Source organism: Kitasatospora sp. NPDC098652, assembly GCF_044760155.1.
In the GTDB taxonomy this organism is placed as follows: Bacteria; Actinomycetota; Actinomycetes; order Streptomycetales; family Streptomycetaceae; genus Kitasatospora.
In genome coordinates, this window is sequence record NZ_JBIWAQ010000003.1 from 609,631 (window position 1) to 628,558 (window position 18,928).

The window sequence follows — 18,928 nt, forward strand, 5'->3', positions numbered from 1 at the left end:
AAGGAACCACCCCCGTGCACCAACCGCTCGCCGCCACCTACACCCCCGGCACCGCGCCCGCCGCCGACACCGCTGTCTTCCTGCACGGCCTCGGCGGCTGGACCGACAACTGGGCCGCCCTGATCGACCAGTTGCGCGGCTCGGTGCACTGCCTGGCCCTGGACCTCCCCGGCTACGGCCGGTCGGCGCCCCCGCCCGACGGCCTGGTCACGGTCGAGGGCCAGTCCGCGGCCGTCGCCGCCCACCTGGACCGCGCCGGGCACCGCCGGATCCACCTGGTCGGCAACTCCCTCGGCGGTCTGACGGCTCTTCACATCGCCGCCCATCGGCCCGAGTTGGTCGCCTCGCTGACCCTGCTCGCCCCCGTGCTGCCCGCCCTCCCCTCACCCCAGGCCCTGCGCGCGGCCCTGCTCGCCCTGCCGGGCGCCCCGCGCCTGTACGCCCGGCTGCTCGCCGACCAGAGCCCGGACCGCCAACTGGACGACCTCTACCGGCTGATCTACGCGGACCCCACCCGGGTCCGCCCCGAGGTGCGCGCGGCGGAGGCCCGCGAACGGCTGCGCCGCAGCGAACTCCCGTACGCGGGAGGGATGCTGCCCGCGGGCATGCGCGCCGTGGTCCGCACCTCCCTGCGTCGGGGCGCCGCCTCCCCCTGGCACCAGGCGGGCCGGATCACCGCCCCCACCCTGCTGGTCTACGGCCGGGAGGACCGCCTCGTGCCGTTCCGGCTCGCCCCGCGTGCCTACGCCGCCTTCCGCGACGCCCGCCTGCTCACCCTCCCCGACACCGGCCACGTCGCCATGCAGGAACGCCCCGCCCCGGTCGCCGCCGCCCTCCGCGCCCTGATCGCCGAGACCGGCCGGGCCTCCGTGCCCGTCCCCGTGGCCTAGGGCGTGTCTGACAATTCCCGCCGGGCGCGCGACGCCGGGGCACGCACCTCGCCGCGTTGTCGTCAGTCGCCGATGCTCCGCATGGACTCCCTCCTCCGCCTTGCGATGCACGCACCCCACCGCCGCGCGCTGATCCGACGCGAATTGTCAGACACGCCCTAACCCTCCGCCGTCGTGCCGGTCACAGCCGCGGCGTGCGGTGCAGGGAGATCAGCAGGCGCCAGACCTGCTCGGCGATCCGCTCCGGCTCCGCCGCGATCCGGCCGTGCAACCAGTCGGCGAGCACCCCGGTGAACGTGCCGGCGACGGCGGCCGCCACCAGGTCGGGTTCCGGCGCTCCGGCCAACGCCCGTTCGGTGCGGCTGCGTTCGCGCAGCTCGCGGTTGAGCACCAGGCCGAGCGGCCCGCCGCCGCCCGGCGTCAGCAGGGCGCGGTGGAGCCCGGCGTGCGGCACGAGTCCGGTGAAGAAGCCGGTGAGGGCGGGCGGCGGGAGGTCCGGGTCGGGCACGCCCCGCCAGGCGTGCAGCGCGTCCACTGCCACGCGGACCAGGTCGGCGCAGGCGTCCACCGCCAGCGCCCCCAGGTCGGCGTAGTGCACGTAGAAGGTGGCCCGGCCCACCCCGGCGCGGCGCACCAGGGCGGCGACGCTGACGTCCGCGAGCGGCCGCTCGGCGCACTCCGCCAGCAGCGCCCGCCGCAGGGCGGCCCGGGTCCGCTCGGCCCTCGGGTCCGGGGCGCTCCTCGGGTCCGGGGCGCCCCTCGGGCCCGGGGCATCCCTCGGGCCCGGGGCATCCCTCGGGTCCGGGGCGGCGCTCATCCGGCCACCAGGACGGCGCCGAGGGCGACCGCTCCGGGCAGGGCCTGGGCGAGCAGGATCCGCCGGTTCGCGGTGGCACCGCCGTACAGTCCGGCCACCACCACGCAAGCCAGGAAGAACACCTGCACCTGGTGCCCCGTCGTACCGCCGGCGAGCAGCCCCCAGACCAGCCCGGCGGCCAGGAAGCCGTTGTAGAGGCCCTGGTTGGCGGCCAGCGGCGCGGTCGCCCGGGCGAGCGCCGGGTCGAAGCCGGACAGCTCACGGCCGGGCCGCCGCTCCCACAGGAACATCTCCAGCACCAGGATGTAGCCGTGCAACACGGCCACCAGGCCGACCAGCAGATCCGCCGTCGTGCGCATCATCAGCTCCCGAATTCATGGACAGGTGTCCATCTTACCTGGACAGCTGTCCATGAAGTCCAGCTGCACCGCCCCGCCGGCAGAGCAGCCGAAGGGCTGCGGACGAGCGGCCGACGAGCGGCCGACGCCCGGTCCGGGAGATCCTGCACCTGGACGGCGGCACGAGCCCCGGCCACCGCACCGACACCGCCGCTCCCGGGAGGAGACACGGAAGTGGACGACGCCCCCGCCGACGAGACCGTCCTGCGCGAGGTGCTCGACCGTTGGAAGGACGCGGTCGACCGGCGCGAGCCCGAACGCGTCGCCGCCCTCTTCACCGAGGACGCGGTCTTCCAGGGCCTGCACCCCTACAGCGTCGGGCGGCCCGGCGTGGCCGCCTACTACGCCGCCCAACCCGCCGGTCTGACCGCCGAGTACACGATCCTGACGACCAACCGCCCGGCCCGGGACCTCGTCCTCGGATACCTCGCCGTGGACTTCTCGTTCACCGACCGCCCGACGCTGAGCGTCTTCCTCGGCGTCCTGCTGCGACGGACCGCGACCGGCTGGGCGATCGCCCACTACCAGGTCTCCCTCCTGCCCCCGGAGGCCGCCGAGGAGCAATGAGGCCGCCCACCACCCGGCCCGCACCCGCCCGACACGCCACGGGCGTCACGACGGACCCCCGGCGCCGCGCCCACGACACGGCGCCCCCACCGCGACCCCGGCCGCCGGCCGGGCATCTCTGGACGGAGCCTGACATGACCCAGTTCCCGGACGCCGCCGCGCACGAGCCCGAGGCCGGGGCGCTGCGCGAGTTCCTGGTCGAGATCACCACCACCGTGCCCGAGGGCACCCCCGCGGCTGAGGTGGACCGCCGACGCGCCGCCGAGGCCGTCCGCGCCCGCGAGCTGGCCGCCGCCGGGCGCCTGGCCCGGCTGTGGCGCCCGGTCGGCGAGCTGCGCAGCATCGGCATCTGGCGGGCCGCCGACGAGGAGGAGCTGCGCGAGCAGGTGCTGGGCAGCCTCCCGTTGCGGCCGTGGATGACCCTCACGGTGACCGCCCTGGAGTCCCACCCCAACGACCCGGCCCGGCCGTGAGAACCGTGGCGGGCCGCCCGGCGGGTCAGCGGAGTGCGGCCCGGCCCGTCCGGACGGCGTGCAGGGCGCGTTCGACGGTCTCCGCCTTCTCGCCGACCGGGGCCACGTAGTCGATGACGCCGCGGGCGGCCTCCTCCCCGAGCAGCCGTGCGATCACCCAGGTCGCGAGGTACTGGGAGGCCAGGCACCCGCCCGCCGTGGCGATGTTCCCCTCCGCGTGGAACGGCGCGTCTAGGGCGTGTCTTGTGGATCAGGTCGGACCAGACCGCGGCGTCAGGGTGCGTGCATCGCAAGGCGGAGGAGGGAGTCCATGCGGAGCATCGGCGACCGACGACAACGCGGCGAGGTGCGTGCCCTGGCGTCGCGGGCCTGGCCTGATCCACAAGACACGCCTTAGGACGGTGACGCCGGCGGCCTCGACGAAGGGCCGGCTCGTGGTGTCGGTGCAGGCCGGCATGGTGCCCAGCAGCCCGAGGCGGGCCAGCACCAGGGCGCCCGAGCACTGCGAGCCGACCAGCTGGCGCGCGGGGTCGAGCGGCAGCATCCGGAGCAGCCGGTCGTCGGCCACCACGTCGCGGGTCCTGACCCCGCTGCCGATGAGCACCGCGTCGGCCTCGGCCACGAACCCCAGCGGGCGCTGGCCGGTCACCTCCACGCCGTTCATCGAGGTGACCGTCGGCGTCGGCGTGGTGACGAAGGCCTCCAGGCCGTCCCTGCGGCACCGGTTGATCAGCGCGGACGCGATGAAGCTGTCGAGCTCGTTGAACCCGTCGAAGGTGACCACGGCTACCTGCATCGACTCTCCTCGAATCTCCTCGAACTGCAGTACGGATTCTTCGATCTTCCCCGTACGGCTCCACCCGATGCGGCTCTTCCCCGTACGGCCTCAGCCAGGCGGGCCGGCCGCGAGGACCTGCCGCAGGTCCTGCACGGACGCGCGGATGAGCCCCGGCAGATCCGCGCCGCCCGGCTCGGCCGGCTCGGCGATCCAGCGCGCGACGGCGACCTTGAACACGGCGATGCCCGTTTCGGCCGCCAGGCCGGCGGTCGGCCCGGGGACACCGCGGCCGCGCAGCGCGTCGGCCGTCGCCGACGCCATCGCGTCGAGCTTGACCAGCTCGCGCTCCCGCAGCTCCGGGTTGGCCGACACGACGGCGTCGCGCAGCCGGACCCGTTCGGGGTTCTCCTGCAGTACGGCGCCCACGGCTTCGAGGGCCGCGCCCACCGTCTCCATCGGGGCCGCGTCGGCGGGCGCCTCCGCGACGGCCCGGGCCAGCAGCTCCCGCATCAGCTCGGTGCCGTGGAACAGGACTTCGCGCTTGTCGGCGAAGTGCCGGTAGAAGGTCCGCTCGGTCAGCCCGGCCCGCGCGGCGATCTCCGCCGCCGTGGTCCGCTCGAACCCCTGCTCGGCGAAGAGCGCCAGCGCCGCTTCCGCCAGCCGTCCGCGCCCGTTCGGCTCCCATCTGCCCATGCGGCGATCGTACGCGATGACAGTGCCTGACATCACTGCTAGCCTGACGACAGTCACTGACATCACTGTTCCGGAGGTTCTGTCATGCGGGTATTCGTCACGGGCGCGTCCGGCTGGATCGGCTCCGCCGTCCTCCCCGAACTCATCGCCGCCGGCCACCGGGTCACCGGGCTGGCCCGGTCCGACGCCTCGGCCGCCCCGTCGCCGCCGCCGGGGCCGAGGTGCTGCGCGGCGACCTCGACGACCTGGACGCCCTGCGCGCCGGGGCCGCCGGGGCCGACGCCGTCATCCACCTCGCCTTCGTCCACGACTTCACCGACTTCGACGCCTCGATCCGCACCGACGCCCGCGCGGCCGAGGCCCTGGGCGGCGCGCTCGAAGGCTCCGGCAAGCCGCTGGTCGTCGCCCACGGGACGCCGGCGGCACCCGGCCGGGTGGCGACCGAACACGACCGGAGCGTGCCCGGCGGCCTCGGTGCGGGCCGCGACGACAACGCCCGGGCCGTCCTCGCCATGGCGGAGCGCGGCCTGCGCCCGTCCGTCGTCCGGCTGCCCCGTACCGTCCACGGCGAAGGCGACCACGGCTTCATCGCCGGCCTGATCGCCACCGCCCGCGCCAAGGGCGTCTCCGGCTACGTCGGCGACGGCTCCCAGCGCTGGCCGGCCGTGCACGTGCGCGACGCCGCGCGCCTGTTCCGCCTGGCCGCCGAACAGGCCCCGACCGGCTCGGTGCTGCACGCCGTCGGCGACGAGGGCGTGCCGATCCGCGCCGTCGCCGAGGTGATCGGCCGCCACCTCGGCCTGCCGACGGCCTCCGCCCCGGCGGAGGACTTCGGCTTCCTCGGCGGGATCCTCGCCGTCGACCAGCCCGCCTCCAGCGCCCTGACCCGCGACCTCCTCGACTGGCACCCCACCCACCCCGGCCTGCTCGAGGACCTCGACGCGGGCCACTACTTCCGCTGAGCCCACGGCACTTCCGGCCCCGTGAAGCTCAGAGCGTCTGGACCAGGCCGCCGTCGATGACGAAGTCGCTCCCGGTGACATTGCCACTGCGGTCGGCGGCCAGCAGCAGCACCAGGTCGGCGACCTCCTGTGGACGGCTGAAACGGCCGGTCACGGACTGCGCGGCGGCGGTACGGGCGACGTCCTCCGGCTCCGCCCCGGAGGCCTTCGCCACCGTCGCGGCGACACCGTCCTCACCGAGCCACAACCCCGTGGCGACCGGGCCCGGGCTGACGGTGTTGACGCGCACCCCGAGCGGACCGACCTCCTTGGAGAGGGCCTTGCAGAAGTTGGTGAGCGCCGCCTTGGCCGCGCCGTAGTCGATGACCGCCGGGTCGGGCAGGAAGGCGTTGACCGAACTCACCGTCACGATCGAGGCGTTGCCGCGGTCGATCAGGTGCGGCAGGGCGGCCCTGGTGGTGCGGACGGCGGCGAGGAGGTTGACCGTCAGCGCCTGGAGCCAGTCCTCGTCGGTGACGGACCGGAAGCCGCCCGGCCGGGGCCGCACCGCGCCGACGTTGTTGACGAGGATGTCCAGTCCGCCGAACCGGGAGACCGCTTCCTCGACCGCCCCCGCGGGGCCGTCCACGGTGGTGAGGTCCGCCGACACCGGATGCACCTGCGGGGCGAGACCGGTCAGCGGGCCGGTGACGCCGCGCGCCACCGCCGCCACCTTCACGCCCTCGGCGGCGAGCGCCTGTGTCACTGCCAGACCGATGCCCTTGCTGGCGCCGGTGACGAGGGCGACCCTGCCCGAGAGGTTCAGGTCCATCGTGGGCTCCTCAGCCGGACCGCTCGGCGGCGGCCTTCATCCGGCGGCCGAGGTCGGGGGCGTCCTTCACAGTGCTGCGGAGGACCGTGCTCTCCGGACATCTCGGGTCTCCTCGCTCGGTGCCCCGGTGAACGCCCCCGGACCAGGATTCCAGAGGGCCTCGGCCGCCGCCTCCCGGCACGGGCCTGACCGGCCTCCGGCCGCCGTCAGCCCTCCGCGGGACGACCGCCCGAACCGGCGGCGTCCTGCTCGGTGGTGTCCACCGGAGTCGCCCTCAGGCCGCCGAGCAGGGTGGCCAGGTAACGGTGCGCGGTGTCGATCCGCTCGGCGGGCGGGCCGCCGTGGACGTTCACGGCGTAGGCGAGGCCGCACATGAGCGGGACCAGGTCGGCCGCGTTCAGATCGGGGCGGACGGCACCGGCCGCGCGGGCCCGCTCGAGGAGTACGGTGCCGGCCGAGCGGATCGCCTCCTTGAGCTCCCGGGTGCGCGGCAGTGCGGCGGAGTCGGCGGCGGCGACCGGCGCCAGCGCGGCGTCGGTCACCTGCGCTTCGACGGTGCGGGCCAGGAAGTCCGCCAGCGCCCGCCCGGGGTCGGTGCCGGCCAGGGCCAGCTCGCCGTGAGCGGCGAGCCGTTCCAGGCAGGGGGCGGCGACGGTCTCCAGGAGCGCCTCGGGCGTGGCGAAGTGCCGGTAGACGGTACCGACGCCGAGTCCGGTCCGGCGGGCGACGTCGTTGAGCTGCAACGGCGTGCCCTCGTCGACCAGGGCCCGAGCGACGGAGACGATCCGTTCCCAGTTGCGGGCGGCGTCCTTGCGCAGGGGCGTGGTCATGGGGACATGTTAACCGGATGACTTATCCGCCATGCCTCCCCCATCGGCGCCGGCACCGGCCGGAGGTCAGCCGGCGACCTTCGGCGCGTACCGCTCACTGAGCCTGCGCACCGCCTCGACCACGCGCGGGTCGGTCGCCGCCCGGAACGGGGCGACCGGACGGGCCTGGGCACCTATGACGACGCCGGTCCGGCCCGCCAGGGCCGCGTCGGTCGCGGCGGTGATCGACGGCCTGGCGGCCACCGACGCCGGGCCGGAGGTCGAACGCTCGAACCGGCGACGTACCAGTGGCCACAGCAGTCGCAGCGGCGGCGAGACGATCCTCGGGTCGGTCAGGGTCCCGTCGGTCATGTCGGTCGCCGCACCTCCGGGGTCGGCGGCGAGGACCGCGACGCCCGTACCGTCCAGCCGCGCCGCCAGGTCGAGGGTGTGGGCGAGGTTGGCGAGCTTGGCACGGCCGTACCAGTGGAACCCGTAGTAGCCGCCGGGCGGCTCGACCTCGTCGAACACCCGCTTGGCGAGGGCGACCGCGCCCGAGGTCACGTTCACGATCCGGCTCGGCGCACCGGCCGTCAGGGTGGGCAGCAGCAACTCGGTGAGCAGGTACGGCGACAGGTGGTTGACCACGAAGGAGGCCTCCACGCCGTCGAGGGTCCGCCGCTGCGGGAACATCGCCCCGATGTTGTTGACCAGCACGGTCAGCGGTTCGCCCGGGGCCGCGTGGTCGGCGCCGAGCCGGGCCGCGAGCGCGCGCACCTCGTCGAGCGAGCCGAGGTCCGCGGCCAGGAAGCGGGCCGGGTGTTCCGGCCGCGTGGCAGCGATGCGCTCGACCGCTCGCGCACCCCGGCCGGCGTCGCGCCCCACCACCGTGACCGCGTATCCGGCGGCGGCCAGCCCCAGCGCCGTCTCCAGTCCGATACCGGCCGTCCCGCCCGTCACCACCGCTGCCTTGCGCATGGGTCCTCCTCGCTCCAGGAAAGCGGATGCATCATCCGCTTGGCCCGAAGGTAGCACACAACCGGATGACCAATCCGCTTCCCGGCGGCGCCCGTCCGGCCGGGCACCTCGGCCGCCTCCAGACGTCGACCACCTGGCCCGCAACCCCGACCGCAGCCCCGGCCGCAGCCCCGGACCGGGCCCCGGCGAACACCTGGCGAACACCTGGCGAAGAAGCCGAAAAAGGGAAAACGACTGGAATCATTCCCACGATGGATAATCCAATCTCCGAATATCCCTTCCGTCACTCGCGCATTCAACTGCCCCGTACATGCCATGGCTTTCAGGGTGGCCCTCGACACCGTTCACCGGGTATGCGATAGTCGCTTTCGACCACCTGGTACCGAGGAGCACGAGTTGCCCATTTCCAGGCGTTTGATATCACCCGATGGTCGCATCTGGGAGACCGAGGAAATCCTGGCCCGGGTATTCGATGCCGCCGACCTGCTGACCCGTCGAAATGTCGGACCAGGTTCGCGGGTGATGCTGAGCGGGGCCAATTCGCCGGAATGGGTCGTCGCGCTGCTGGCGCTCGTCCACCTCGACGCCTCGGTGGTCCTGGCCGACCACCGGGCCACCCCCGCGCAGCGGGCGCGGATCCGGGACCTCGCCCGGGTGGTGCTCGAGCTCGGCGACGGCGCGGTCGGGACGGCGGCGCCGCGGAGCGGTGCGGCGACGGCGGCCGAGCCCGATCCCGCGGGCTGGGCCCGGCGGCGGGATGCCGCGATCTCGTGGTCCTCGGGCACGACGGGAAGCCCCAAGGGCATCGTGCGCTCCGGGCGGTCGATCCTCGACAACCTCGCGCTCAGCGCGGACCGCATGGGCTACCGGCCCGACGACGTCTTCCTGCCCGTGCTGCCGTACTCGCACCAGTACGGTCTCTCGCTGGTGCTCTGCTGGTGGCTGGGCGGGGGCACGCTGGTGGTCTACGGGCCGAGCACCCGGCTGGACCACGCGCTCGCGATCGGCGTGGAGCACGGCCTCACCGTCGTGGACGCGGCCCCGTCGACGTACTACAGCCTGCTCAACCTGCTCGACCGCCGGCCCGCGCTGGTGGACGCGCTGGGGACGGTGCGGGCCTGGTGCGTGGGCGGCGCACCGCTGGGCCGCAGCCTGGCGGCCCGTTTCCACGCCCGCACGGGCCGGCACCTGCTCGACGGCTACGGGGCGACGGAGCTGGGGAACGTCGCGCTGGCGCCGCCCGCCGATCCGGTCGGCTGCGGCACCCCGCTGCCGGGGGTGGTCGTCGAGGTCCACGACGAACGGGGCAGGCCGCTCCCCAGCGGCCGGCTCGGCGAGCTCGTGGTCCGCAGCGCGGGCCTGATGACGGGTCTGCTCGGCGACGACGGCGAGATCGTCCCGGTCCCCGGTGCGGTGCACCGCACCGGGGACATCGGACTGCTCGACGACGCCGGTCGGGTCTTCCCGATCGGGCGCAAGCACGCCGTGCACCGGGACGGGCACACGCTCTATCCCGACCACCTCGCCGAGCGGGCCGGGGCGGCCGGGGCGCGGACCGAGGTCGTCGCCGTGCCCGACGCCCGCCTGGGCTGCCGCCTGGTGTTCGTGATCGAGGACCCGGAGGGCCGCCAACCCGCGCACTGGAAGGGGCTGTTGCGTCCGCTGCTGGCCCGCTACGAGCAGCCCGACCAGATCGTGGTGCTTCCCTCACTGCCGCTCACCAACACGGGAAAGCCCGACCGGGCCGTTCTGGAGAAGATCGCCATGACCTCGCTGCCCGCGTCGCACCGGACGACCGCCGACACCGCAGCCGCGCCCACCACCCCGGACGACTACCGCATCCCCTTCCCCGACCGCGTCGACGCGCTGCGCGCGGTGCGCCGGTACGTGGCCGACCACGAGGAGGCGGTGCTGCGGATCCTCACCGAGATCTCGCCCCACCGCACCGCCGCCACGGAGATCCGCTCCTTCCTCGCCGCCCTCGACGGCGCGGAGCAGGAGGTCCGGCGCGTCCGGCCCGGCCACGTGCCCCGGGCGGCGGTCTTCACGCCCTCCAACATGCCGCTCTATTCCTATGCGCTCTACATGCTGGTGGCGTCCCTCTACAACGAGCGGATAACCTTCCGGCCGTCCTCCGAAATCAGGGGCCAGATGCAGCGCCTGCACGATCTGCTGGCACCGGTCCACGGCCTGCCCATCACCCTTTCCGGGCTCAGCCAGCGCAAGTTCGTGACGGGACCGGTGCGCGAAGCCGACCTGATCGTCTTCACCGGCGACTACGCCAATGCCGAGACCATTCGGGAAGGCCTGGCGGAGGACCAGCTGTTCCTCTTCTTCGGCCACGGGATCAACCCCTTCGTGATCGCTCCCGACGCCGATCTCGAACTCGCCGTACACGACGTCACCCGGATCCGGCTCTACAATTCGGGCCAGGACTGCTTCGGCCCCGACGTCGTGTTCGCCCCGAAGGGCCGCACCGAGGAGTTCGTCGACCGGCTGTCCGCCGAGCTGGCGTCCCTGCGCTTCGGTCCGAACGGCGACCCGGCCGCCGACTACGGCCCCCTCTTCTACGACTCGGCGCTGGTCAACTGCTCGGACTACCTGGTGCGCCACGCACGTCGCATCCGGCACGGCGGGCGCATCGACCTGCCGGCCCGCAAGGTCGAGCCGACCGTGCTGCTGTGGGGCTTCGACGACAAGCTCCCGCTGGAGGAGATGTTCGCCCCGGTGTTCAACGTGGTGGCCTATCCCAGCGCGAGGCTGCTGCGCGAACGGCTGGCGAGCCCCTACTTCGGCGAGCGCGCGCTGGGCGCGATGGTGTACGGCAACGATCCGGCGACGGTGGAGGTCCTGACCAGGCGTCACCGCACCTGCGTCAACCACACCCTGCTCGATGCCGAGGACGGCAACCGTCCGTTCGGCGGCTTCGGGCTGCGCGCCAACTACCTCTGCTACGGCGGCGAACGGCACGCCGAACCGCTGCTGATGTCGCAGGCCGTGGCGCGGGTCCTCCCGACGGGCGTCCCCGTCACGGCCGCCCCTGCCACGGCCGCCCCCGCCACGGCGGTCCCCGTCACGGCGGTCGGGGAGTGAGCCGGGTGGACCGGCGGCACCCGGACGCGTGGTCGGCGATCGTCGAGCTGCTGGTGGCGCACGGGGTGGACACCTGCTTCGGGCTGCCCGGCGACGACCTGGAGCTGCTCCGCGCCCTCGACGCCGCCGGCCTGGACCTCGTACCGTGCCGCGACCAGCGCAACGCGATGTACATGGCCACCGGGTACGCGCTGCAGTCGGGCCGGCTCGCGGTCTGCGCCCTGGGCAAGGGCCCGGCCGTCACCCACGCGGCCACCGGGCTGCTGGAGGCGCGCGAGTCCGGTGCGCCCGTGCTGGTGCTCGCCGCCGGCACGCCCGAACGCCGCCGGGGCAGTGGCGGGTTCCAGGAGCTCGACCAGGTCGCCGTGACGGCGCCGCTGGTCCGCTGGGCGCACCGGGTGGGGCACCCGGACCGGGTCGTCCCCGCGACGGTCACGGCCCTGACCCGGGCCGTGGGGCCGCCGGCCGGGCCGGTGTACCTGGAGGTGCCCGATGACGTCCGCACCGCCGAGGTGCTCGTCCCCGGAGCGCGGCCGGGCCTGCCGGAACCGCTGTTCCCCGACTCCGGTCCCGGCTCCGGTCCCGGCTCCGGCTCCGACTCCGACTCCGGCTCCGTGCCGGCGACGGCTCCGGGGCCGGCCCTGGCCGCGATCCGCGCGAGCCGGCGTCCGGTGCTGCTGGTGGGCGGCGGGATGCGGCACCGCAACGGCGGCGGCGCGGTCGAGCGCTTCGCCGACCGCCTCGGCGCGGCGCTGTTCACCACCGCGTCCGGCCGGGGCGCCGTGGACGAGCGCCACCCGCTGTTCTGCGGCGTGGCGGGCCTGTACGCGGGGCGCCCGGCCCGGGAGTTGTGGTCGTCCTGCGACCTGGTGGTGTCGCTCGCCGGCCGGCTGGAGGAGACGGTGGCCGAGGGCGGGGAGCCGTGGCCGCCGGTCCCGGTGGTCCAGGTCAACCTGGACCCGGGCGGGCTGTCGGCCGAGTTCCCGGGCCCGCGCGTGCTCGGCGACGCCCGGCACGCCGTGCTCGGCTGGACGCGCGCGCTGGAGGAGGACGGCGGGGCCGGGCGCGCGGAGGCGACCGGCGCCTGGGCGGACGCGATCGCCACCGCCCGCAAGGCCATGGAGCTGGACGTGGCGGCCGAGTTGGCCCGCGCGGCGGCCCTGCCGGGGATCCGCGTCGCCGAGCTGCTCGCCGCGCTCGACGCCACCGCCGGCGGGCCCCGGGTGCTGGTCCAGGAGAACGGGCTGCAGGACATGTGGTCCTACGGCTTCCCCTTCCGCGTCGGCGGCGGGTCGGTGGTGCCCTCGGAGCAGACCCCGCTGGGCTTCGGCGCGGCCGCGGCCATCGGGGTCAAGCGGGCCGCCCCGGACCACGAGGTCACGGCGTTCGTCGGGGACGGCGCCTTCCTCGCCGCCCGCGCGGACATCGCCGCCACCGCGCGCGCCCACGGCGGCGTGCTCTACGTGGTGCTGTGCAACGGCGGCTACGGCTGGCTCGACGCCCAGCGCGCCCGCCTCGGCCTCGACCCCGAACGCCACGCCTTCACCCGCCCGGGCGCGCCGCCGCCCGCCGTGGACGGGCCGGACCTCCACTGCCGGGTGCTGCGCGACAAGGCCGCGCTCACCGACGAACTCCGCACCGCCCGCCGGTTCTGCTCCCGGGGCGGCACCGCCGTGCTCCTGGTGCCGGTCTCCCCCGACGACGTCCTCCCGGCCGTCCGCGACGCCGGGGTGGTGCCCCAGTGACCCGCACCGGAACACCGACGGGGACCGGGTACGGCCGGTACCGGCGCCGGGTGGTCGTCACCGGCTACGGGGCGGTGACCCCGCTCGGCCACAGCGCCGAGGAGACCTGGACGGCGATGCTCGCCGGGCGCAGCGGCATCGCCGCCGTGGACGCGATCGACGTGACCGGTCTGGACGTCCGGATCGGCGGCCAGGTCCGCGGCTTCGCGCCCGACCGCTACATGCCGCCGGCCGTCCGCCGCCGCACCGACCCGTACGCCCAGTTCGCCCTGGCCGCGGCGCTGGAGGCGTGCGGGCAGGCCGGGCTCGTCGTCGACGACGGCCTGGCGCCGCGGGTCGCCGTGGTCATCGGCAGCGGCTACGGCCCGGTCGGGTCGATCTACCGCGCCGCCGACACCCTGCGCGCCAGGGGGCCGCGGGCGATCAGCCCGTTCGCCCAGGTCACCACCGCCATGGACAGCGCCGCCGGGGAGATCAGCATGCGCATCGGGGCCCAGGGGCCGAGCCGGGCCCAGAGCACAGCGTGCGCCAGCGGCGCGGACGCGGTCGGCGCGGCGATGCGCATGATCGCCACCGGCGAGGCCGACGTCGTCCTGGCCGGCGGCGCCGACGCCTGCGTCACCGCCGTCGACCTCGCGGGCAGCGGCAACGCCCGCGCGCTGTCCCGGCGCAACGACGACCCGACGGCGGCCTGCCGGCCGTTCGACGCGCACCGCGACGGGTTCGTGATGAGCGAGGGAGCCGCCGTGCTGGTCCTGGAGGCCGCCGAGACCGCCGAGCGTCGGGGCGCCACGGCGCTGGCCGAACTCGCGGGCTACGGGGCGAGTTCGGACGCCCACCACTGGACCGCCCCGCACCCGCAGGGGCGGGGGGCGTGCCTCGCCGTCGAGGCGGCGCTGCGCGACGCGGGGATCACCGGGGCGGACGTGGACTACGTCAACGCGCACGGCACCGGGACGCTGCTGAACGACGCCACCGAGACGGCGGTGCTGCGCCGGGTGCTGGGCGAGCGGGTCACCCGGATCCCGGTCAGCTCGACCAAGTCGATGACCGGGCACATGATCGGTGCTGCCGGGGCGGTCGAGCTGGTGGCCTCGATCCAGGTCCTGCGCACGGGCGACGTGCCGCCGACCGTCAACTGCGACGAACCGATCGACCCGGAGATCAACTTCGTGCCGCACCGGGCGCAGCACCACGAGCGCGTCCGGATCGCACTCAGCAACTCCTTCGGCTTCGGCGGCCACAACGCGGCCCTCGTGGTCCGCGCGGTCTGAGGCCAGGCCGTGAACCGCCGCCCGGAGCCGCCGCCGAGCCCCGCCGCCACGACCGGCCCGACCGCCACGACCGGCCCGACCGCCACGACCGGCCCGACCGCCGCGACGGGCCCGACCGACAGCCCGACCGGCAGCCCGACCGACAGCCCGACCGACACCGTCACCCGTAGCGGGCCGCTGACCTGGGTCCAGCAGTGGCACTGGTTCGAGCGCACCGTGCCCCCGGCCCGCCGGGTGAACCCGACGCCGCTCGCCGACCACTGCCACGTCCCGCCGTCGGCCTCCCTCGCCGACGTCCATGCGGCGCTCGCCGCCCTGACCGCCCGGCACGAGGCGCTGCGCACCACCGTCGATCCGCTGCGCCCGGTCCAGCACGTGCACCGCGCGGACTGGGCGCCGCTGCCGGTCGACCACCTGGAGGTCCCGGTGGTCGACACCGCCACCCTGGAGGCCGCCACCGCGGCACTGGCCGCACGCCCGATCGACCCCGAGCGGAACCCGCCCTGGCTCGCCAGGGTGCTGCTGACGGATGGGAAGCCCCGGGCGGTGCTGGTCGCCGCCCACCACGTGCTGATCGACGGCTGGGGGCTGGCCGTGCTGCTCGACCAGCTGCACGGCCAACTGTGCGGCGCGGAAGCTCCGTTGGGGCCGTCCGCGGACCCGCTGGACGCGGTCGCCACCCAGGCGCCGGAGCGCGCCCGCGCGGCGGAGCGGGAGTGGCTGACGCGTCTCGCGGACAACCCCACCGGGGTGCTGGCCCCGTTCGGCGGGTCCGCGGACGGCACCGGGCGCCACCGCCTCCAGTACCGCTCGGCGGACGCGTACCACCACCTGCACCGCCTCGCCCGGCGCCACCTGGCCAGCCCCGAGGTCGTCCTGCTCGCGGCGCTGGCCCACGACGTCGCCGCCCGCACCGGCGAACTCCGTTTCCTCGCCTCGGTGGTGGTCTCCAACCGGGCCCGGGCCGCCCTGCGGAGCAGCATCGGGGTCCGGGCCCTGACCGTCCCGGTGCAGATCGACCTCCGTCCGGGCGCGGCGTTCGGCGAGGTGGTCGCCTCGGTCGCCGCCGCCTCCGCGACGGCCTACCGGTACGGTCACTGGCGGCCCGCCGAACTGGTCGCCGCCCAGGCGCGGACGGACCGGCGGCGCGGGGTCAGGACCGTGCCCACCATCGAGTACAACTGCTACTCCTGGCCGCGCGGTTACCTCGTTCCCGGGTATCTCGTTCCCGGGTATCCCGACCCCGGGTCCCTCGACCCCGCGGGCCCGGTCCCGGCGCCGGGCGCTCCGCCGGACGGGTACTCCGGCCGGCTCCGCAGCACACCCGACGAACCCTGCGACACCCTCTACGTCGACCTCGCCCTCGACGCGGGGGCCGTCACCCTCGACGTCACCGTCGGGGACCAGCTGCTCGACGCCGGGCAGGCCGCGGCCCTGCCCGTCCGGCTCTGCGCCCTGCTGCGCGCGGCGGCCGACGGCGCCGAGTGCCCCGTCCCGGCGCGCCCGACCGCACCGGCCGCCCCCGGGTGGTGGCGCGCCCCGCAGGGCTGGGTGCGCCCGGCCGCGGTCGCGGCGGTGCTGCGCGACTGTCCCGGGGTCCTCGACGTGACGGTGGCGCCAGGTTGGGAGGTGACGGGGGCGGACGAGGAGCCGCACCTCGTCGCCCGCGCCCGCACCGCCCCCGGGGTCACCCCGGAGGACCTGCACCGCCACGTGCTGGACCACCTCGACGAGGTGCCCGGCCTGCTGGCCCCAGGGCGCTACGTGCTGTCCCCGGCCGGGGCCGGCGCCACCACCACGACCCGCACCGAAGCGCTGCGGGTCCCGCGCCGCCCGTCCGTCACGGCCGCCGAACGGGCGCTGGCCGCCGCCGTCGTGACCGCCGCGACCGCTGCCGCAACCGCCGCCGCGCCCGGCGGCCCGGACGGCCCCGGCGGACCTGACGGCCCGGATGCCGTGGACCTGAACCGCTGTCTGGCCGACCACGGCGTCACCCTGGTCGCCGTCCCCCGACTGCTGGCGCTGCTCCGCCGGTCCGGCCTCACCGGGATCGCCTCGGACGAGCTGGCCGGAACGGCTTCGCTCGGCCACCTCGCCGCCGCCCTGGAGCCCGTACCGCCCGTACCGCCCGTACCGCCCGCAGCACCGCCCCCGCCGCCCGGTCCACCCGCCGCACCGCCCGTAGCGCCACCGCCCCTGCCGCCCCACGCCCACCGTGCAGGAGGGACCTCACCATGACCGCGCCCCGCAGCACCGCACCGCCCGTGGACCGCCTGGCCCCGTGGGCCTTCGCCGCCTTCGTCGAGGCCAACACCCACGACACGGCGTACCGCCCGCCGGTGGTGGACGGCCCGGTCGGGCCGACCATCGTCCGCAACGGCCGCGAGCTGGTGAACTTCGCCAGCATCAGCTTCCTCGACCTGGAGCGCCACCTCCCGGTGGGGCGCCACTTCGCCGAGGGGGCGCTCGCCCACGGACTGAGCACCAGCGGCTCCCGGATGACCCAGGGGATCTGCCGCCCGCACCAGGTGCTGGAGGAGACGATCGCCCGGCACACCGGCAAGGAACGCGCCATCAGCTTCGCCACCGGACTGCTGGCCAACATCGGCTTCGTCCACGCCATGAGCAGTTCCGCGCACTTCGACGACGGGATCGAGGTCCGCAACCACGACACCGTCTTCGTCGTCGACCGGGACGTCCACTGGAGCATCTGGAAGGGCCTCCAGGGGCTGGCCTACGGCCGCCACGTCCACGCCTTCCGGCACAACGACGTCGCCGACCTGGCCCGTGTCCTGGGCCGGGTCAGGTCCCGCAAGACCGTGGTGATCGCCGAGAGCATCTACTCGGCCGACGGCACGATGGGGCCGATCGTGGAGATCCTCGACGAGTGCGACCGGCACGGCGCCGTCAGCATGATCGACGACGCCAACGGCTTCATGGTCTACGGGCCGGAGCACCGCCCGTACGCCCGGGAGGCGGCCGCGATCCGGGAACGGGCCGACTTCGTGATGGTGTCGCTGTCGAAGGCCGTCGGCCTGGAGGGCGGCGCGATCGCCGGTCCGGCGGCGGCCGTCGACGCCTTCGAACTCCTCTCCGGCACCTCGATGTTCACGGCCGCCATCCAGCCGCCGACCGCCCACGCGGCCGACCGCACGATCGCCGCCCTGGCCGGCGATCCCCGGATCGTCGACGACTACCTGGCCCACGCCGCCCGCCTGCGCCGGCAGATGCACGAGGCCGGTACGGCGACGACGCCGACCGAGTCGTACATGCTCTCGGTGCCGATCGGGAACGACGCGGCCGCCCTGCAGATGCGGGAGTGGTTCGTCGAGGACGGCTACCTCGTGCCCGTCTTCTCCTACCCGGCGGTCGCGCGCAACCAGGCGCTGCTGCGCCTGTTCCCGCACGCGGGCCACACCGAGGAGCAGTTGGACGGCTTCCTGCGGACCCTCGTCGACTACCGCCGGCGCCTCGGGGTCTGACCGCCTGGCCCGGCCCGCCCGCACTCGGCGCACCCCGGCTCGGACCACACCGGCTCGGCCCGCCCACCCCGCCCCTCAGGGAGGAACCCGTGATGAGCAACGACGACATCCTCACCGCCATCGCCGCGATCGTCGAGGAGGTCCTCGGCGTCGACTCCGCCGACGTGAGCCCCGAGACCTCCTTCGCCGACGACCTCGACGTCGACTCCCTGGCCATGATGGAGATCGCCGTGGCGGTGGAGGACAGGTTCGAGGTGAAGATCCCCGACGACCGGGTCAGGGAGCTGCGGACCGTCGGCGACGCGGTGGACTACGTCGCCGGACACCGGTGACCGCCCCCGGGACGCCCGCCGGGACCGTCACCGGAACGCCCGCCGGGACCGTCCTCGACCGCTTCCGGCTGGACGGCCGCGTCGCCGTGGTCACCGGCGCCTCCTCCGGCCTGGGCGTGGCCTTCGCGACCGCGCTGGCCGAGGCCGGCGCCGACCTCGTGCTCGCCGCCCGGCGCACCGAGCGGCTGGAGGCCGTGCGCGCGACCGTCGAGCAACTCGGCCGCCGGGCCCTCGCGGTACGGACCGACGTCACCGAGCCGGCCGACTGCCGCGCACTGGTCGACGCCGCGGTGCGCGCCTTCGGGCGGCTGGACGTCCTCGTCAACAACGCCGGGATCAGCAGCGAGCACCCGGCGGAGGAGGAGACGCCGGAGCAGTTCCGCGAGGTCATCGACACCAACCTCAACGGCGCCTACTGGATGGCCCAGGCCGCCGGCGCGGTGATGCGGCCCGGCAGTGCCGTCGTCAACGTCTCCAGCATCCTGGCCCTGGTCACCGGCGGGCTGCCGCAGGCCGCCTACTCGGCGTCCAAGGCCGGGCTGCTCGGGCTCACCCGCGACCTCGCCCAGCAGTGGACCCCTGGCCGGGGCATCCGGGTGAACGCCCTCGCCCCGGGCCTCTTCCCCTCCCCGATGACCGACGGCTACGCCGAGGGCTACCTGGAGACGGTGCTGCCACGGGTGCTCACGGGCCGCCTCGGACGGCCGGAGGAGCTCGCCGCGGCGCTGGTCTTCCCTGGTCTCCGACGCGGCGTCCTACATCACCGGCACCACCCTCACCGTCGACGGGGGCACCCACATCGCCTGACCCCGCGCCGACCACCGAC

General features: G+C 75.1%; 16 protein-coding genes and 3 pseudogenes. 11 read left to right on the plus strand and 8 right to left on the minus strand.

Annotated features, from left to right (window positions below; genetic code table 11):
• The first annotated feature begins 14 nt into the window (after window positions 1-14).
• Window positions 15-890: an alpha/beta fold hydrolase gene (locus ACIQWA_RS10655; protein ID WP_402480780.1), complete on the plus strand. Its 876-nt coding sequence runs from the start codon at window positions 15-17 to the stop codon at window positions 888-890.
• 181 nt (window positions 891-1,071) lie between these two features.
• Here ACIQWA_RS10655 and ACIQWA_RS10660 read toward each other — a convergent pair whose 3' ends face one another.
• Together ACIQWA_RS10660 and ACIQWA_RS10665 are read right to left on the minus strand one after the other, a co-directional pair.
• On the minus strand, window positions 1,072-1,707 hold the full coding sequence (locus tag ACIQWA_RS10660; RefSeq protein WP_402480783.1) for a TetR family transcriptional regulator: 636 nt from the start codon (window positions 1,705-1,707) through the stop codon (window positions 1,072-1,074).
• Window positions 1,704-2,066: a DUF1304 domain-containing protein gene (locus ACIQWA_RS10665; RefSeq protein WP_360242118.1), complete on the minus strand. Its 363-nt coding sequence runs from the start codon at window positions 2,064-2,066 to the stop codon at window positions 1,704-1,706. Before ACIQWA_RS10665 ends, ACIQWA_RS10660 begins: the two co-directional genes overlap by 4 nt.
• Window positions 2,067-2,279: 213 nt before the next feature.
• Here ACIQWA_RS10665 and ACIQWA_RS10670 point away from each other — a divergent pair, with 213 nt between their 5' ends.
• Together ACIQWA_RS10670 and ACIQWA_RS10675 are read left to right on the plus strand one after the other, a co-directional pair.
• Window positions 2,280-2,672 (plus strand): YybH family protein, encoded by a 393-nt coding sequence (locus ACIQWA_RS10670; protein ID WP_402480785.1) that lies wholly within the window; start codon window positions 2,280-2,282, stop codon window positions 2,670-2,672.
• A 182-nt stretch (window positions 2,673-2,854) separates the two neighbouring features.
• Window positions 2,855-3,145 (plus strand): muconolactone Delta-isomerase family protein, encoded by a 291-nt coding sequence (locus ACIQWA_RS10675; RefSeq protein ID WP_402480890.1) that lies wholly within the window; start codon window positions 2,855-2,857, stop codon window positions 3,143-3,145.
• Window positions 3,146-3,170: 25 nt separating this feature from the next.
• On the opposite strand, the pseudogene ACIQWA_RS10680 reads toward ACIQWA_RS10675, so the two are convergent.
• The 3 genes and pseudogenes from ACIQWA_RS10680 to ACIQWA_RS10690 all read right to left on the minus strand — a co-directional run.
• Window positions 3,171-3,380: pseudogene (locus ACIQWA_RS10680) on the minus strand (AraC family transcriptional regulator); the annotation flags it as partial.
• A gap of 15 nt (window positions 3,381-3,395) precedes the next feature.
• A complete protein-coding gene (locus tag ACIQWA_RS10685) occupies window positions 3,396-3,941 on the minus strand; it encodes a hypothetical protein (protein ID WP_402480788.1) in 546 nt (181 codons plus the stop codon).
• 90 nt (window positions 3,942-4,031) lie between these two features.
• Window positions 4,032-4,616: a TetR/AcrR family transcriptional regulator gene (locus ACIQWA_RS10690; RefSeq protein WP_402480790.1), complete on the minus strand. Its 585-nt coding sequence runs from the start codon at window positions 4,614-4,616 to the stop codon at window positions 4,032-4,034.
• Between the two features lie 84 nt (window positions 4,617-4,700).
• Between ACIQWA_RS10690 and ACIQWA_RS10695 the strand changes: the two are divergent.
• Window positions 4,701-5,578 (plus strand): annotated as a pseudogene (locus ACIQWA_RS10695) (SDR family oxidoreductase).
• A gap of 28 nt (window positions 5,579-5,606) precedes the next feature.
• Here the strand turns inward: ACIQWA_RS10695 and ACIQWA_RS10700 are convergent.
• From ACIQWA_RS10700 to ACIQWA_RS10710, 3 genes are all read right to left on the minus strand, one after another.
• On the minus strand, window positions 5,607-6,389 hold the full coding sequence (locus tag ACIQWA_RS10700) for an oxidoreductase (protein WP_402480793.1): 783 nt from the start codon (window positions 6,387-6,389) through the stop codon (window positions 5,607-5,609).
• A gap of 206 nt (window positions 6,390-6,595) precedes the next feature.
• The gene (locus tag ACIQWA_RS10705; protein ID WP_402480796.1) at window positions 6,596-7,219 is read right to left on the minus strand and encodes a TetR/AcrR family transcriptional regulator; all 624 of its coding nucleotides are present in this window, start codon (window positions 7,217-7,219) and stop codon (window positions 6,596-6,598) included.
• 66 nt (window positions 7,220-7,285) lie between these two features.
• Complete coding sequence (locus ACIQWA_RS10710; RefSeq protein WP_402480799.1) at window positions 7,286-8,176, minus strand: SDR family NAD(P)-dependent oxidoreductase; 891 nt, start codon at window positions 8,174-8,176, stop codon at window positions 7,286-7,288.
• Window positions 8,177-8,491: 315 nt separating this feature from the next.
• Between ACIQWA_RS10710 and ACIQWA_RS10715 the strand changes: the two genes are divergently transcribed.
• The 7 genes and pseudogenes from ACIQWA_RS10715 (at window position 8,492) to ACIQWA_RS10745 (ending at window position 18,909) form a co-directional block, all read left to right on the plus strand.
• Window positions 8,492-11,269, plus strand: a complete 2,778-nt coding sequence (locus tag ACIQWA_RS10715; RefSeq protein WP_402480801.1) for an aldehyde dehydrogenase family protein — start codon at window positions 8,492-8,494, stop codon at window positions 11,267-11,269.
• A 5-nt stretch (window positions 11,270-11,274) separates the two neighbouring features.
• A complete protein-coding gene (locus ACIQWA_RS10720; RefSeq protein WP_402480804.1) occupies window positions 11,275-13,014 on the plus strand; it encodes a thiamine pyrophosphate-binding protein in 1,740 nt (579 codons plus the stop codon).
• Entirely contained in the window at window positions 13,011-14,288 is a 1,278-nt protein-coding gene (gene fabF / locus ACIQWA_RS10725) for a beta-ketoacyl-ACP synthase II (RefSeq protein ID WP_402480807.1), read from the plus strand. Before ACIQWA_RS10720 ends, fabF begins: the two co-directional genes overlap by 4 nt.
• Window positions 14,289-14,297: 9 nt before the next feature.
• Window positions 14,298-16,526, plus strand: coding sequence for a condensation domain-containing protein (locus ACIQWA_RS10730; protein WP_402480810.1), 2,229 nt, complete (start codon window positions 14,298-14,300; stop codon window positions 16,524-16,526).
• Window positions 16,523-17,770: an aminotransferase class I/II-fold pyridoxal phosphate-dependent enzyme gene (locus ACIQWA_RS10735; protein ID WP_402480812.1), complete on the plus strand. Its 1,248-nt coding sequence runs from the start codon at window positions 16,523-16,525 to the stop codon at window positions 17,768-17,770. Before ACIQWA_RS10730 ends, ACIQWA_RS10735 begins: the two co-directional genes overlap by 4 nt.
• Before the next feature lie 92 nt (window positions 17,771-17,862).
• Window positions 17,863-18,102: an acyl carrier protein gene (locus ACIQWA_RS10740; RefSeq protein WP_360242065.1), complete on the plus strand. Its 240-nt coding sequence runs from the start codon at window positions 17,863-17,865 to the stop codon at window positions 18,100-18,102.
• A 68-nt stretch (window positions 18,103-18,170) separates the two neighbouring features.
• A pseudogene (locus ACIQWA_RS10745) lies at window positions 18,171-18,909 on the plus strand (SDR family NAD(P)-dependent oxidoreductase).
• Window positions 18,910-18,928: the final 19 nt, after the last annotated feature.